Raw genomic sequence first — 15,175 nt, 5'->3', positions numbered from 1 at the left:
GGGGCGGGTGGGGGGGGGCGGGAGGACCGCGTCAGGGGAGGCCGAGGAGCTCGCGGGTCGCTGGGACGCCGTGCAGCTCGATCGGCGGGCGGTGGTGCTCCGGGCGGGTCTGCCAGTCGGCGCGGTCCAGGGCGAAGCGCAGGCTGGTCGTCGCGACGCCCTCGCGGGCCAGGCGGTCGTCGCCGTTGGCGCGGTAGCCGAGCTTGCGGGTGACGCCGAGGGACGCGGGGTTGTCCGCGAACGCGCCCGTCGTCGCGCGCTCGGCGCCCAGGCCGTCGAACAGCAGGTGCAGGATCATCAGCCGCATCCGCGTGCCGAGGCCCTGGCCGTGGTGCTCGAGGCCCAGCCACGAGCCGGTCTCCGCCGTGCGCAGCACCGGGAAGTCGCTCGCCGTCATGCCCTGCACGCCCAGCACCTCGCCGTCGCGGATCAGCGCGAGCTCGAGGGCCCAGCGGTCGGGGCTCGTCTCGGCGCGCGTGCGCCAGTGGTAGGTCAGCACCGAGCGCGCGACGTCGTCCGCGGAGCCACGCGTCCACGGGAAGTAGAACGGCATGGCGTCGGGTGCGTGCACGCCGCGTGCGGCGAGGGCCGCGACCTGCGGGAGCAGCTCGTCGTCGACGTACCGGAGAGTCAGGTCGCCGCTCGTGACGGCGAGGTCGACGAGCGGCCAGTGGTCGGCGAGGGTCATCGCCGCAGCCTGCGGGCGGACGGGGGGCCGGGTCAAACGAGATTCGTGGCCCGGCCCGGGCTCGCGCCGTCCGCCGCATTTCGTGACGTGGATGTCGGTGGGGGCTCGTAGGGTGTCGCCGGTGAGCACCCCCGTGATCTCGGCCGCCGGGCTGACCAAGAAGTTCGGCGACCTCGCCGCCGTCGACGGCATCGACTTCGACGTCCCGCCGGGAGAGGCGTTCGGCCTGCTCGGGCCCAACGGCGCCGGCAAGTCGACGACCATGCGGATGATCGGCGCGGTGTCGACGCGCACGGGCGGGGACCTCACCGTGCTCGGGCTCGACCCCGACGGGTACGGGCCGGAGATCCGCTCGCAGCTGGGCGTCGTGCCGCAGGAGGACAACCTCGACACCGAGCTGCGGGTGCGGGACAACCTCATCGTCTACGGGCGCTACTTCGGCATCGACCGGCGCACGTGCGCGCGGCGGGCCGACGAGCTGCTGGAGTTCGCACAGCTCGAGGACAAGGCGCGCTCCAAGGTCGACGACCTCTCGGGCGGCATGAAGCGCCGGCTGACCATCGCCCGCGCGCTCATCAACGAGCCGCGCATCCTCATGCTCGACGAGCCGACGACGGGCCTCGACCCGCAGGCCCGCCACGTGCTGTGGGACCGGCTGTTCCGGCTCAAGGAGCGCGGCACCACGCTGGTGCTCACCACGCACTACATGGACGAGGCCGAGCAGCTGTGCGACCGGCTCGTCGTCGTCGACCACGGGCGGATCATGGCGGAGGGCAGCCCGGCCTCGCTCATCCGCGAGCACTCGTCGCGCGAGGTCGTCGAGCTGCGGTTCGGCTCGGACCGCAACGCCGACGCGGCCGCGCGGCTCGAGGGGACGGCAGACAGGGTCGAGGTGCTGCCGGACCGCGTGCTGCTGTACACGGCGGACGGCGAGGCGCTGCTCGAGCGCGTGGCGCACCTGGGGCTGCGGCCGACGACGAGCCTGGTGCGCCGGTCGAGCCTCGAGGACGTCTTCCTGCGGCTCACGGGACGGAGCCTGATCGAATGACGACGACGACGGAGCCGATGTCCCTCGCGGCGATCGACGCCGCGCAGCGCCCGCGACGGTTCGGCGCGCTGTACGTCGCCGAGCACCAGATCCGGCAGATGCGCGCGTACGCGTGGACGATCGTCGTGGCCGGTGTGGGCAGCCCGCTCGTGTACCTCGTGGGCATCGGGCTGGGGCTCGCGACGTACCTCGACCAGCAGGTGTCCGACGGGCCCGCGGGGTCGGTCAGCTACGTCTGGTTCGTCGCGCCCGCGCTGCTCGCGACCGCGGCCGTGAGCGTCGCGACCGAGGAGTTCACCTACACCGTCATGGCCGGCTTCAAGTGGCGGCGGATCTTCCTCGGCATGAACGCCTCACCGGTGTCGCCCGAGCAGATCTGCTCCGGCGTGGTGCTGGCGGTGCTGGCCCGCATGGTGTTCACGACGCTCGCGTACTACCTGATCATCCTGGCGTTCGGGGCCGTCGGGCACCCGTGGGCGGGCTTCCTCATGCCGCTCGTCGGGATGCTCGCCGGGACCGCGTTCGGCCTGCCCCTGCTCGCGTACTCGGCGTCGATCACCGAGGACAAGGGGCAGTTCGCCGTGGTGCAGCGGTTCGTCTTCACGCCGCTGTTCCTGTTCTCGGGCACGTTCTACCCGCTCGCGACGCTGCCGGTGTGGCTGCAGTGGATCGGGTGGATCTCACCGCTGTGGCACGCGAGCGAGGTGGGACGCACGTTGTCGTACGGCTCGTCGGGCAGCGGGTGGCCCACGTGGGCCCACCTCGCGGTTCTCGTCGCGATGAGCGCGGCCGGGTGGCTCATGGCGCGCCGGACGTTCGTCGGGAGGTTGCGCGGATGACAGTTGTCGACACCGTCCTGGGCCGCGACCGCGGCGTGCGCTCGCTGTACGCGGGCAACGCGCGCGTCGTCGTGCTGCGCGGGCTCATCGCGACCAAGAGCACCAACTGGGTCGTCGTGCTGTCCGGCTTCTTCGAGCCCGTGTTCTACCTGCTGGCGATGGGCTGGGGCCTCGGCAAGTACATCGGCGACGTGACGCTGCCCTCGGGCGACCGGATCAGCTACGCGGCGTTCATCGCGCCCGCGCTGCTCGCCGTCTCCGCCATGAACGGCGCGGTCTACGACTCCACGTGGAACGTGTTCTTCAAGATGCACTTCGGCAAGCTGTACGACGCGATGCTCTCGACGTCGATGGGCCCGCTCGACGTCGCGCTCGGCGAGATCTGCTACGCGCTGCTCCGCGGGGGCGTGTACGCGCTGGGGTTCCTCACCGTCATGCAGGTGCTGGGGCTGAACCTGTCCTGGTACGCGTTCCTCGCGGTGCCGGCGGTGCTGCTCGTGGCGTTCGGGTTCGCGAGCGTCGGCATGGCGATCACGAGCTACATGAAGACCTTCCAGCAGATGGACTGGATCAACATCGTCATGCTCCCGATGTTCCTGTTCTCCGCGACGTTCTACCCGCTCAGCGTCTACGCCGAGCCCATCCAGTGGCTGATCAAGGTGCTGCCGCTGTGGCACGCGGTGGAGCTGGTGCGCGGGATCACCACCGCGCAGATCACCTCGATGACCGCGGTGCACGCGGGGTACTTCGTCGCGATGGTCGTCGCGGGGCTGGCGTTCACGACCGTGCGGCTGCGCGCGCTGTTCCTGGACTGAGACGCGCGGTCGGCGCGCCGCGCCCGGCCGGTGCACGGCATGACGAAGGCCCCGCGCCGGAGCCCGGGGCCTTCGTCGTGATCGTCGCCGTCGCGGTCCCGCGAGGTGTCAGGACTCCGCGTCGCCGTCCGCGACCGGCTTCTTGGGTGCGGCCCGGCGTGTGACCTTCTTGGCGGTCTCGGTGGCGGCATCCTTCGCGTCGGACACCTTCTCCTGCAGGTCGTCGACCTTGTCGCCGATCGCCTCGGTCGCGGCCGAGACCGCACCCGCGGCCTTGTGCGCGGCCTCGCGGCCCTTCGCGACGGCGGAGCCGGCCGCCTCGCCCAGCGCGTCGGCGGCGTCACCCGCGGCGTCGCTCACGCTCGAACGGCTGCTGGTCGCACCGAACGAGTCGACGGGCTCCCACGGCTCGGCCCACGGGTCGACGGTGGTCTGCGACCGGCGCCACGCGGCGAAGACCGCGCCGAGGCCCAGGAGACCCGCCAGGAGGAGCAGCACGTTGCGCGTGCGGTGACGCTCCTCCTTCTGGTCCGCGGCGGCTGCGGCGGCCGCCGCAGCGGCCGCGCTCGACTTCTCGGCGGCGGCGTCGGCGGCCTTCGCCGCAGCGGCACCGGCGCGCTCGGCGGCGTCGTTCATCGCCTGCACGAGCTTGGGCAGCAGGTCGTCGACCAGCTTGTCGTGCGCCGTGTCGATCGCCGGGCTCGCCGCGTTCGCCGCCTTCTCGACCTTGGGCGCCGCGGCCTTGACGCTCTCCTTGTAGAGGTGCTCGACGCGCGGCAGCAGCCAGTCGATGAACGCCTCGACCTTCGGCGTCGTCCACTCCTTCGCGGTGCCCGCCGCGTCCTTGGCGTTGGCGGCGGCGACCTTGGCGCCGGCGGCCGCGTGCGACGCGGCGTCGCTCAGCGTCGCGCCAAGGTCCGCAGCCTGGTCCTTGAGCTTCTCGGTGTCGACGTCGATGTGGGGCCGCTTCGGCATGTCCGCTCCCAGGGGTGTCCGTCAGAGTGTCGGTCGGTGATCGGTTCGTGACCTCACACTCTGCCACCGTGACGCCCCACGTGCAGGAGGACGGGAGGGGTGATCACGGGGCTACGTGCCAGACTGGACGCCATGTTCGCAACCCTGCACACGACGGCCGGTGACATCCGGATCGAGCTCTTCCCGAACCACGCCCCGCAGACGGTCGAGAACTTCGTCGGCCTCGCCACGGGCGCCAAGGACTGGACGGACCCGCGCACGGGCAACCCCGGCGAGGGCGCGCTCTACCAGGGCATCGTCTTCCACCGCGTGATCGACGGCTTCATGATCCAGGGCGGTGACCCCACGGGCACCGGCCGCGGCGGCCCGGGCTACCAGTTCGACGACGAGATCCACCCCGAGCTGCGCTTCGACCAGCCCTACCTGCTCGCCATGGCCAACGCCGGCAAGCAGCTCAACCCCGTGACCGGCAAGGTCGGCGGCACCAACGGCTCGCAGTTCTTCATCTCCGTCGCGCCCACCGAGTGGCTCACGGGCAAGCACACCATCTTCGGCAAGGTCGCGGACGACGAGAGCCGCAAGGTGGTCGACGCGATCGCGACGACCCCCGTGCGCCCCGGCGACCGTCCGGTGCAGGACATCGTGCTCGAGTCCGTCGACATCGAGGACTGACGATCACCACCGAGAACGCGACCGAGCCGGCCGCACCGCCGACCTGCCCTCGGCACCCCGACCGGGTGTCGTACGTGCGGTGCCAGCGGTGCGGCCGGCCCGTCTGCCCCGACTGCCAGCGGCCCGCCGCGGTGGGCGTGCAGTGCGTCGATTGCGTCGCGCACGCGGCGAACGCGATGCCGAGCACGCGGACCGTGTTCGGCGGGCGGGTGCGCCAGGGGCGGCCCGTCGCGACGCTGACGTTCATGGGGCTGTGCATCGCGAGCTACGTGGTGCAGATGGTCGACCCGACCTGGCTGGACCGGTGGGCGTTCCACCCCGTGTTCGCGCACGAGCAGCCGTACCGGTTCCTCACCGCGGCGTTCCTGCACGGCTCGATCCTGCACCTGGCGTCGAACATGATCGCCCTGTGGTTCGTCGGACCGTACCTCGAGCAAGCGCTCGGACGGACGCGGTTCGTGGCGTTGTACCTGGTCAGCGCCTTCGCCGGGCAGGTCGCGGTGCTGGTGTTCGCTGCGGCGACCGGCGGGTGGGACACGTGGGTGGTCGGTGCCTCGGGTGCGGTGTTCGGGCTGTTCGGCGCGATCTTCTTCGTCCAGCGCCGGCTCGGCCTGGACGCCGCGGGGATCGTCGGGCTCATCGCGATCAACGTGGTCATCGGGTTCACCGTGCCGAACATCGCCTGGCAGGCGCACGCGGGCGGGCTCGTCGTCGGGGCACTCATGGGGGCCGTGTACTCGTTCGCGCCGCAGCGGTGGCGGCGCGCGGTCGCGTGGGTGCTGCCCGTGGCGGTGGTCGTCGTGCTGCTCGTCGTCGCGCAGGCCGCGTACTCCGCGGCGGGCGCGCCAGGATGGCTCCTGTAGCCGGTTCTGACCGCTGTGACGCCGTCCCCAGGGTTGCTCACACCTGTGGAACTACACCGGTGTAGTTATCCACAGAGATGTGCACCGCTGTGCACGAGATGCCGAAGGCCACCGCGTCCGGGGGGACGGGGTGGCCTTCGTCGTCTGTGCGTGGGGCTGTGGACTACCGCCAGCGGGTCGTCATGCCGAAGCCGAGAACGATGAACACGGCGCCGATCGCGAGGTTCCACTGGTGGATACCCGGGATGGGGTACTGGGAGCGCGACAGGTAGGTCACGACGATCCACACCAGGCCCAGGATCATCAGCCCGAGCATCGTGGGCACGAACCACGGCGGGTTGACCTTCGGGCCGGCCGACTTCTCGGTGGGCGGCGTGTACGTGGCCTTCTTGCGGGACCTCGACTCGGGCACCGGTTGCTCCTCGCGGACGGTGCGGCTCCCCGGGCGGGTGAGACCGCGTGTGGCTTTCGTGTGCGTGCGGTCCGTGGGCACCTTCGCCCGCGACCGATGACCTAGCGTAGTGCGCGGAACCGCCGGTTCCCGCATCCGTCGTGCCCGTCGTCGGCGTCAGCACGTCCCAGCCTGTCCCAGCCCGTCCCCCGGAGCCCCCGTGACCGAGCACCCTCACCGCGCGCGACGCCTCGTCACGCGCGGCACGGTGTCCGTCGCCGTGGTGCTCGCGCTGTCCGCTGCGCTCTTCACGACGAGCGCCAAGTTCGCGCGCGCGCAGGGCGAGCGGCGGCCGGAGGACATCGAGGGCCTCGCCCGCGTCGAGACGACGCGTGTGGACCGCCTCACGGGCGAGGTCGACTCGCTGCGCGCCGAGGTGGACCGCCTCGCGGACGCCGCGTCGTCGGGCGAGAAGGTCGGCGCGCCGTCCGCGGCCTACGTGCTGGAGAGCGGGAGCGTCGCCGTCACCGGTCCGGGCCTGACGGTGCGGCTCGACGACGCACCCGTCGACTCGCCGCGCCGCGACGAGATCCCCGCCGACGTGCTCGTGGTCCACCAGCAGGACATCCAGGCAGTGATGAACGCGCTGTGGGCCGGCGGTGCCGAGGCGATGTCCCTGATGAACCAGCGCGTCATCTCGACGAGCGCGTTCCGGTGCGTCGGCAACGTGCTGCGCCTTCAGGGGCAGCTGTTCTCCCCGCCGTACGAGGTCCGTGCGATCGGCGACCCCGACCGGCTGCGCGCCGCGCTCGACGCCGACGTCGCCGTGCAGGCGTACCGCAGCGACGCCGCCGAGGTCGGGCTCGGCTGGTCGGTGAGCAGCGGCCGGCTCGCGCTGCCCGCCTACGCGGGCGCGACCGAGCTCACCGAGGCGACCGTGCCGGACGGCACGCCGATCCTTCCGGGGCTGCCGTCCGCCGGGGCCACCGCGTCGAGGAAGGCCCAGGGGTGAGCGAGGACCAGGCCGCGCCGGAGCGGACGAGCCGGCGCGGACGCAGGCCGCGCCGCGAGCAGTCGCGCGCGTCGCGGATCGCCTACGGCGTGATCGGCGTCGTCGGGGAGCTGCTCATCACCGTGGGCGTCCTGCTGTTCGGGTTCCTGGTGTGGCAGCTGTGGTGGACCGACGTGCAGGGCAACCGCGCGCAGGCGCAGGTGGTGCAGGAGCTGGTGCGCGAGCCCGCGCCGAGCGCGACCCCGAGCGACGGAGGCACCGCGAAGCCCGTCGTCGCCAAGCCGCGGCACGACGACCCGCCCGTGATGAAGGAGCCCAAGCACGCCGTCACGTTCGCGACCATGCGCGTGCCGCGGTGGAAGGGCGAGCCCGAGCGTCCGATCAGCGAGGGCACCGACCGACCCACGGTCCTGGACCCCAAGGGCGTCGGTCACTACGAGGGCACGGCGATGCCGGGCGACGTCGGCAACTTCGCCGTCGCCGGGCACCGCACCACGTTCGCCAAGCCGTTCAACCGGATCGCGGAGCTCAAGAAGGGCGACGCGGTCGTCGTCCGGACGGCGACCCTCGACGGCGGTCCGGGCACCGACACCTGGTACGTGTACAAGGTGGTCTCGACGCAGATCGTCGCGCCGACGGACGTGGGAGTGATCGCGCCCGTGCCGAACGAGCCCGGCACGAGCCCCACCGAGCGGTACATGACGATGACGACGTGCCACCCGATGTTCTCGGCGCGGGAGCGGTACATCGTGCACCTGAAGCTCGACTACTGGGCGCCGGTCTCGGACGGGACTCCCGCCGAGCTGCTCAAGGCCGCATCATGAGGAGGCGATGATGTACGGATGGTTGTGGCGGCACCTGCCCGGCCCGACGACGGTGCGGGTGCTGATCAGCCTGGCGCTCGTCGTCGCCGTCCTCGCGGCCTGCTTCACGTGGGTCTACCCGGCGCTCGCGCCGCACATGCCGTTCAACGACACCACGGTGGGTGACTGATGACCCGGATCCTCGTGATCGACAACTACGACTCGTTCGTCTACACGATCGTCGGCTACCTCAACCAGCTGGGGGCCGAGACCGTCGTGGTGCGCAACGACGCCGTGCCGCCGCTCGAGGAGCGCGCGCAGTACGACGGCATCCTCGTCTCCCCCGGCCCCGGCACGCCGTCCGAGGCGGGCGCGAGCATGGACGTCATCCGCGACTGCGCCGCCGCCGGCACACCCATGCTCGGCGTGTGCCTGGGCCACCAGGCGCTCGGCGAGGTGTTCGGCGGGACCGTCACGCACGCGCCCGAGCTCATGCACGGCAAGACGAGCGAGGTCTCGCACGACGAGGTGGGCGTGCTCGTCGGCCTCCCGCAGCCGTTCACCGCGACGCGGTACCACTCGCTCGCGGTCGTCGACGGGACCGTGTCCGACGAGCTCGTCGTCACCGCGCGCGCCAACGGGATCATCATGGGGCTGCAGCACCGGACGTTGCCGCTGCACGGCGTGCAGTTCCACCCAGAGTCCGTGCTCACCGAGGGTGGGCACCGGCTGCTCGCCAACTGGCTCGAGCTGTGCGGGTCGGCCGACGCGGTCGAGCGCTCGGTGGGGCTTCACCCGCTCGTGCGGGTCTGACACCCGCGGGTCGCACCGCCTGCGCAGCAGAACGGCCCGGGAACCCCACGCGGGGTTCCCGGGCCGTTCCCGTGCGTGCGGGGTCAGCCGTTGTCGCCGGTGCCGTCGCCCGTGCCGTCTCCGTTGCCGTCGCCGTTGCCGTCGCCCGGGTCGGGGGGCGTGGGCTGGCCCGCGGGGTCCGGGCCCTTCGAGACGTGGATGTCGATCTGCTGGTCGACCTCGACGACCTCGCCACCTGCCGGGTCGGTGTACAGGACGGCCCCGGCCGGGAGGTCGTCGGAGAACTCGTCGATCCGGTTGAACTTCCCCTTGAACCCGGCCTGTGTCAGCTCGGTCACGGCCTCGTCGAACTGCTTGCCGCGCAGGTCCGACGGCACCGTGAGGTTCTGCGGTGCGACCGCGACCTCGAGCGTGATCGTCGTGCGCTGCGGCAGGAGCCCGTCGCGGTCCTGCGTGAGGACCGTGCCCGGCTCCTTCTCGGTGGACTCGACCTCGCGGACCACCGGGTTCATCTTGAGGTCCTCGGAGAGCTTCTTGACCGCGTCGTCGCCCTTCTTGCCGACGAAGCTGGGGACCTTCACGTTCCCGGTGGACACGTAGAGCGTGACCGCCGTGTCCTTCGTGACGGTCTCGCCCGCCTTGGGATCGGTCTTGGTGACCTGGCCCTTCGGGAAGTCAGGGTTGTCGTCGTCCTCGCGTACGGGGTTGACCTTGAGGTTCGCCGACGTGAGCGCCGTCTCGGCAGCATCCTCGGTGCGGCCGCTGACGTCCGGGACGTCGACCGAGTCCGGTCCGGTGGAGACGACGATCGTGACGGTGTCCCCGGCGCTGACGGGTGTGCCTGCGGTGGGGTCGGTGCGGATGACCGAGCCCTCGGGGACGTCGCTCGACACGTCGGTGACGCGCTTGGGCTGCAGGTCCTTGTCCGTCAGCTCCTGGCGCGCGGCGTCCTCGGTCTTGTTGACGACGTCCGGCATCGCGAACGTCACCGGACCGTCGTTCTTGTTCGCGTTGGCGATGAGCAGCGCGGCGATGCCGACGAGCGCGAGCACCGCGATGCCGATGAGCACCCACAGCAGCCACGGCTTGCGGTCGTCCTCGTCCTCCGCGGGCGGGACCTCGCTGAGACCGGTCGCGCCCCACGGGGCGGTGGCGGGCGGGATGGCCTGCGTCGCGGTGGTCGCGGGAGCGAGGACCTGCGTCGCCTCGGTGGCCGGCACCGGGACGGGCACGATCGCGCCGACGGCCGGGGCCGCCACCGCACCGCCGCGCAGCACGGCCTCGAGGTCGGAGCGGAACTCCGCGGCCGACGAGTAGCGCGAGTCGCGCTCCTTCGCGAGCGCCTTGAGCGTGATGCGGTCGAGCGCGTCGGGCACGTCGGACGCGAGCGAGCTGGGCACCGGCGCGGCCTCGCGCACGTGCTGGTACGCGACCGAGACGGGCGAGTCGCCCGTGAACGGCGGACGGCCCGTGAGGAGCTCGAACAGCAGGCAGCCGGTCGAGTACAGGTCGGAGCGGGCGTCGACCTGCTCGCCCCGAGCCTGCTCGGGGGACAGGTACTGCGCGGTGCCGATCACGGCCTGCGTCTGCGTCATGGTCGCCGCGGAGTCCGCCACCGCACGGGCGATGCCGAAGTCCATGACCTTGACCGCACCCGTCGGCGTGATCATCACGTTCGCGGGCTTGATGTCGCGGTGCACGATGCCCGCGTGGTGCGAGTACTCGAGTGCCGAGAGGACGCCCGCCGTGATCTCGACGGCCTCCTCGATCGGCACGGCGCTGCCGTCACGCAGGATGTCGCGGACCGTGTGGCCCTCGACGTACTCCATGACGATGAAGGGCACGTGGCCCACGGCGCCAGTCGGCTCGGTGACGACGTCCTCGCCCGTGTCGTAGACCGCGACGATCGCCGGGTGGTTGAGTGCCGCCGCGGCCTGCGCCTCGCGGCGGAACCGGTTCTGGAACGACGGGTCGCGCGCGAGGTCCGAGCGCAGGATCTTGATGGCGACCGTGCGGCCCAGACGCGTGTCGTGGCCGATGTGCACCTCGGCCATGCCACCACGCCCGATGAGCTCGCCGACCTCGTAACGTCCGGCGAGGATGCGGGATCCTTCGTCCACCACTAGGAGTCCTTCACTTCCGTCGATCGCGGGTCCGCGGCACGCACACCCTGGGGGATCATCGCATCCCGCGCGTCACCGCGGGCGTATCCGAGCCCATCTGGACGACGATCTACCTGGGACATCACCAGCACCTCCACACCGTGGGCGGGTCCGTCGGCCTTCGAGATGCGGTCGGCGAGCGCTGCGCCGAGCAGTCCGATGAGCAGCAGGACGAGCGCGACGAGCGGCCAGCCGAGCTTGCGGCCGCGCACCGTGAGCCCGGTCTCGCCCAGACCGGCGCGTGCGCTCGAGGACGTCGTGCGGCGCGGGGAGGTCGTGCTCGTCGGCGCGTCCGTCGGCCGGTCCGTCGCCGTCGCACCCGGGCGGGTGCCCGCCGAACGGCCCGTTGAACGCCCCGACGAACCCGCCCCCGCACGCTGCTCGCGGCGCGGCGGGTAGGACGGCGGGGGTCCGGCCGTGGCCGGCTGCGGGGCGGCGGGCGCGGGTCGGGGCTCGGGGGTCGTCACGATGACCGGCACGCCCGACGGGGGCGTGCGCGGCACCAGGCGGTCCAGCTCGAGAGCGAGGTCGTCGCCCGACTGCGGGCGCTTGGCCGGGTCCTTCGCGAGCAGCCGCGTCACCAGGTCGGCGAGGTCGCGGTCCACCGTCGCGGGCAGCGGGGGCACCGGGTTGTTGACGTGCGCCACGGCGATGTCGACGGCCGTCGGGCCGGTGAAGGGGCGGTGCCCGACGAGCGCCTCGTACGCGATGATCCCCAGCGAGTACAGGTCGGACAGCGGGGTCGCGGCCTTGCCGACGGCCTGCTCGGGGGACAGGTACTGCGCGGTGCCCATCACCATGCCGGTCGCGGTCATGACCATCTGACCGCGTGCCAGCGAGACGCCGAAGTCGGTGATCTTCACGCGCCCGCCGCGGCCCAGCAGGATGTTGCCGGGCTTGACGTCGCGGTGCACCACACCCGCCTCGTGCGCGGCGTGCAGCCCGCGCGCGGTCTGCGCGAGGATCGGCAGCAGCCGGCGCGTGCTCAGCACGGGCTCGCGCTCGAGCAGGTCGGACAGCGGCTCGCCGCCGACGAGCTCCATGACGAGGAAGCCCGAGCCGTCCTGCTCGCCGTAGTCGAAGAGCGACGCGATGTTGGGGTGCGAGAGCGACGCGCTGTTGCGCGCCTCGGTGCGGAAACGGTCGAGGAACCCGCGGTCGCCCGCGAACTCCGACTTGAGCACCTTCACCGCGACCGAGCGCGCGAGGGACTCGTCGTACCCCTCCCACACCTCGCCCATGCCGCCGACGGCGATCTGCTTGACGAGGCGGTACCGCCCGCCCAGGGCCACGCCCACCGAGGTCCTCACGATCCCAGCACCGCCTCGATGACGGCCCGTGCGATCGGCGCCGCGACGCGTCCGCCCGTCGCCTCGCTGCCGGCGCTGCCGCCGTGCTCGACCAGCACCGCGACGGCCACCTGCGGGTCGTCGGCCGGCGCGAACGCGGTGAACCACGCGTGCGGCGCCTGCCCGACGGCGTTCTGCGCGGTGCCCGTCTTGCCGGCGACCTGCACGCCGCTGATCTGCGCCGACGTGCCGGACCCGCCCTTGACGACGCCGATCATCATCTCGTTCAGCTTCGCGGCCGTGCCCGGCGAGACCGCGGTGGACTGCAGGTGCGGGCTCGTCGTCTGGACCACCGACAGGTCGGCGGCGCGGATGCGGTCGACGACGTGCGGGGACATGAGCTTGCCGCCGTTGGCGATCGCCGCGGAGACCATCGCCATCTGCAGCGGGGTGGCGGCGACATCGAACTGCCCGATCGCGGCCTGCGCGGTCTGCGGCTCGTTCATGTCCGCGGGGAAGCGGCTCGTCGCGGTGCCCATCGGGATCGTCAGGCTGGTGTCGTCGAACCCGAACCGCTCGGCCTGCTCGCGCAACGCGTCCGCGCCGAGCTGCATGCCGAGCCACGCGAAGGCGGTGTTGCACGAGACGCGCAGCGCCTCGGCGAGCGTGATCGGGTCCGCGCCGCAGCCGCCGCCGCCGAAGTTGCCGATCGTCGCGGTGCTCTGCGGGAGGGTCAGCTTCACGGGCGCGGGCAGCTTCGAGTCGACGTCGAACCTGCCGCTCTCGAGCGCGGCGGCCGCGGTGATCAGCTTGAACGTCGAGCCCGGGGGGTAGACCTCGCGCGTCGCGTTGCTGCGCAGCGGGTTGCCGTCGGCCTTGACCAGCTCCTGGTAGGCGTCGTTGGCCTTCGTCGTGCTGTGCACCGCGAGGTCGTTGGGGTCGAAGCCCGGGGTCGAGACGAGCGCGAGGATGCGGCCCGTGGCCGGCTCGATCGCGACGACCGCACCCTGCTGCTTGCCGAGGCCGTCGAACGCGGCCTTCTGCGCCGCGGGCAGGATCGACGTCTCGACCGCGGCACCCTCGGGCTTGCGGCCCGTGACCAGGTCCCGCACGCGGCTGAAGAACAGCTGGTCGCTGCGGCCCGTGAGCTGCGAGTTCTCGGCCTGCTCGAGCTCGGAGCGGCCGTTCGCGATCGAGAAGAACCCGGTCACGGCCGAGTACAGCTCGCCGTCGGCGTACTTGCGCTGGTAGCCGAACGCGTCCTTGGACTTGGTCGACTCCGCGACGGCGTCGCCCGCGACGACGATCGGCCCGCGCGCGTTGTCGAACTCGCGGTAGAGCGCACGCGCGTTGCGAGAGTCGCTGTTGAGCGAGTCCGCGTTGACGAACTGGACCCACGTGACGGCACCGAGCAGCGCGACGAACATGACGATCACGACGGTCGAGAGGCGGCGCAGCGGCGTGTTCATCGCACCGCCTCGATCCGCTCGGTCGCGTTGTCGTCGGCCTCCGGGAGGTCCGCGACGTGGTCCGCCACGGGCAGCCCGCCCGCCGGGGTGTCGACGCGGCCCGCGGGGGCCGGGCGCCGCGCGTCGTCGGAGATCCGCAGCAGCAGCGCGACGATCACCCAGTTGGCCAGCAGCGACGAGCCGCCGTACGCGAGGAACGGCGTCGCCAGGCCCGTGAGCGGGATGAGCCGCGTGACGCCTCCGACGACGACGAAGGTCTGGAACGCCACGACGAACGCGAGCCCGCCCGCGAGCAGCTTGCCGAACCCGTCGCGCACGCCGATCGCCGTGCGCAGACCGCGCTGCGCGAGCACCAGGAACAGCATGAGCAGCGCCATCAGGCCGGTCAGCCCCAGCTCCTCGCCGAGCGACGCGACGATGAAGTCCGACTGCGCGTACGTGACCATGTCCGGCCGGCCCTGCCCGAGCCCGGTGCCGAACAGCCCACCGCCCGCCATCCCGAACAGGCCCTGCACCAGCTGCCACGAGCCGCCCGGCGAGCGCTGGTACACCTCGGGGTCCATCGCGTTCAGCCACGCGTCGAACCGGGCCCCGACGTGCGCGAACGCCCGCGCCGCGGCGAGCGCCCCGCCGACGAACAGCACCATGCCGATGACCACCCAGCTCAGCCGCTCGGTCGCGAGGTAGAGCATCGCGACGAACATGCCGAACAGCAGCAGCGACGTGCCGAGGTCCCGCTCGAGCACCAGGACGGCGAGCGAGGCGGCCCACACGATGAGGATCGGGCCGAGGTCGCGTGCGCGCGGCAGCTGCAGGCCCAGCACCTTGGGGCCGGCGAGCGCGAGCGTGTCCCGGTTGGTCACCAGGTACCCGGCGAAGAAGATCGCGAGCGTGATCTTGGCGAACTCGGCGGGCTGCATGCCGACGGAGCCGAAGCGCACCCAGATCCGTGCGCCGTTGATCTGCTGCCCGATGTGCGGGACCAGCGGCAGCGCGATCAGCACGAGCGAGGCGACCATCGCGGTGTACGTGTAGCGGCGGAGCGTGCGGTGGTCGCGCAGCAGGACCAGCACGAGCGCGGCCAGGATCACGGCGATCGTCGTCCACGCCAGCTGCTTGGCCGCGAAGCCGTGCTCCGCGCCGCGCGCCTCGTAGCCGAGGTCGATGCGGTAGATCATCGCGAGGCCCACGCCGTTGAGCGCCACCGCGAGCGGCAGGATCACGGGGTCCGCGTACGGCGCGCGCCACCGCAGGACGATGTGCAGCCCGACGGCCAGGCCGACGAGCCCCAGGCTGTAGCCGACGACGTCCGCGGGCACCTTGCCCTCGACGCCGA

At 72.1% G+C, this 15,175-nt stretch carries 16 protein-coding genes; 9 read left to right on the top strand and 7 right to left on the bottom strand.

Going from position 1 to position 15,175, the window contains the following annotated elements; translation table 11 throughout:
• Positions 1-31 precede the first annotated feature (31 nt).
• The gene (locus AW16_RS0115910) at positions 32-688 is read right to left on the bottom strand and encodes a GNAT family N-acetyltransferase (protein ID WP_029291999.1); all 657 of its coding nucleotides are present in this window, start codon (positions 686-688) and stop codon (positions 32-34) included.
• Positions 689-809: 121 nt separating this feature from the next.
• On the opposite strand from AW16_RS0115910, the gene AW16_RS0115905 reads away from it, so the two are divergent.
• Genes AW16_RS0115905 through AW16_RS0115895 form a run of 3 tightly spaced genes read left to right on the top strand, consistent with a single transcriptional unit; the run spans position 810 to position 3,390 of the window.
• Positions 810-1,736, top strand: a complete 927-nt coding sequence (locus tag AW16_RS0115905; protein ID WP_029291998.1) for an ABC transporter ATP-binding protein — start codon at positions 810-812, stop codon at positions 1,734-1,736.
• Positions 1,733-2,575, top strand: a complete 843-nt coding sequence (locus tag AW16_RS0115900) for an ABC transporter permease (protein WP_029291996.1) — start codon at positions 1,733-1,735, stop codon at positions 2,573-2,575. The genes AW16_RS0115905 and AW16_RS0115900 overlap by 4 nt, the downstream gene beginning before the upstream one ends.
• Entirely contained in the window at positions 2,572-3,390 is an 819-nt protein-coding gene (locus AW16_RS0115895) for an ABC transporter permease (RefSeq protein WP_029291994.1), read from the top strand. The genes AW16_RS0115900 and AW16_RS0115895 overlap by 4 nt, the downstream gene beginning before the upstream one ends.
• A gap of 108 nt (positions 3,391-3,498) precedes the next feature.
• Here the strand turns inward: AW16_RS0115895 and AW16_RS0115890 are convergent, their stop codons facing one another.
• Positions 3,499-4,365, bottom strand: coding sequence for a hypothetical protein (locus AW16_RS0115890; RefSeq protein WP_029291992.1), 867 nt, complete (start codon positions 4,363-4,365; stop codon positions 3,499-3,501).
• A gap of 132 nt (positions 4,366-4,497) precedes the next feature.
• Here AW16_RS0115890 and AW16_RS0115885 point away from each other — a divergent pair, with 132 nt between their 5' ends.
• Positions 4,498-5,037 carry a peptidylprolyl isomerase gene (locus AW16_RS0115885; RefSeq protein WP_029291990.1) on the top strand — a complete coding sequence of 180 codons (540 nt, stop codon included), beginning with the start codon at positions 4,498-4,500 and terminating at the stop codon, positions 5,035-5,037.
• Positions 5,038-5,213: 176 nt separating this feature from the next.
• On the top strand, positions 5,214-5,900 hold the full coding sequence (locus AW16_RS0115880) for a rhomboid family intramembrane serine protease (RefSeq protein ID WP_369794798.1): 687 nt from the start codon (positions 5,214-5,216) through the stop codon (positions 5,898-5,900).
• 163 nt (positions 5,901-6,063) lie between these two features.
• Here the strand turns inward: AW16_RS0115880 and AW16_RS0115875 are convergent, their stop codons facing one another.
• Positions 6,064-6,312 carry a cell division protein CrgA gene (locus AW16_RS0115875; protein WP_029291986.1) on the bottom strand — a complete coding sequence of 83 codons (249 nt, stop codon included), beginning with the start codon at positions 6,310-6,312 and terminating at the stop codon, positions 6,064-6,066.
• Positions 6,313-6,511: 199 nt separating this feature from the next.
• On the opposite strand from AW16_RS0115875, the gene AW16_RS0115870 reads away from it, so the two are divergent.
• The 4 genes from AW16_RS0115870 to AW16_RS0115855 are packed head-to-tail and all read left to right on the top strand — an operon-like array spanning position 6,512 to position 8,919.
• On the top strand, positions 6,512-7,303 hold the full coding sequence (locus AW16_RS0115870) for a DUF881 domain-containing protein (RefSeq protein ID WP_051682017.1): 792 nt from the start codon (positions 6,512-6,514) through the stop codon (positions 7,301-7,303).
• Entirely contained in the window at positions 7,300-8,127 is an 828-nt protein-coding gene (locus AW16_RS0115865; protein WP_051682016.1) for a class E sortase, read from the top strand. Before AW16_RS0115870 ends, AW16_RS0115865 begins: the two co-directional genes overlap by 4 nt.
• 10 nt (positions 8,128-8,137) lie before the next feature.
• Positions 8,138-8,296: a hypothetical protein gene (locus AW16_RS18690; RefSeq protein ID WP_034649661.1), complete on the top strand. Its 159-nt coding sequence runs from the start codon at positions 8,138-8,140 to the stop codon at positions 8,294-8,296.
• Positions 8,296-8,919 (top strand): aminodeoxychorismate/anthranilate synthase component II, encoded by a 624-nt coding sequence (locus tag AW16_RS0115855; protein ID WP_029291980.1) that lies wholly within the window; start codon positions 8,296-8,298, stop codon positions 8,917-8,919. The genes AW16_RS18690 and AW16_RS0115855 overlap by 1 nt, the downstream gene beginning before the upstream one ends.
• An 83-nt stretch (positions 8,920-9,002) precedes the next feature.
• Here AW16_RS0115855 and pknB read toward each other — a convergent pair whose 3' ends face one another.
• From pknB to AW16_RS0115835, 4 genes are all read right to left on the bottom strand, one after another.
• Positions 9,003-11,042 (bottom strand): Stk1 family PASTA domain-containing Ser/Thr kinase, encoded by a 2,040-nt coding sequence (pknB, locus tag AW16_RS0115850; RefSeq protein WP_029291978.1) that lies wholly within the window; start codon positions 11,040-11,042, stop codon positions 9,003-9,005.
• Positions 11,042-12,391, bottom strand: a complete 1,350-nt coding sequence (locus AW16_RS0115845; protein ID WP_029291977.1) for a serine/threonine-protein kinase — start codon at positions 12,389-12,391, stop codon at positions 11,042-11,044. The genes pknB and AW16_RS0115845 overlap by 1 nt, the downstream gene beginning before the upstream one ends.
• Positions 12,388-13,839: a penicillin-binding protein 2 gene (locus tag AW16_RS0115840; protein ID WP_029291975.1), complete on the bottom strand. Its 1,452-nt coding sequence runs from the start codon at positions 13,837-13,839 to the stop codon at positions 12,388-12,390. The genes AW16_RS0115845 and AW16_RS0115840 overlap by 4 nt, the downstream gene beginning before the upstream one ends.
• The coding region (locus AW16_RS0115835) for an FtsW/RodA/SpoVE family cell cycle protein (RefSeq protein ID WP_156044215.1) at positions 13,836-15,175 on the bottom strand (1,340 nt) is incomplete at its 5' end. The genes AW16_RS0115840 and AW16_RS0115835, both read right to left, overlap by 4 nt.

Source organism: Cellulomonas sp. HZM, assembly GCF_000708885.1.
Lineage (GTDB): Bacteria > Actinomycetota > Actinomycetes > Actinomycetales > Cellulomonadaceae > Cellulomonas.
Note: the sequence above shows the minus strand (reverse complement) of the source record. Positions and strands in the feature narration are given on the sequence as shown.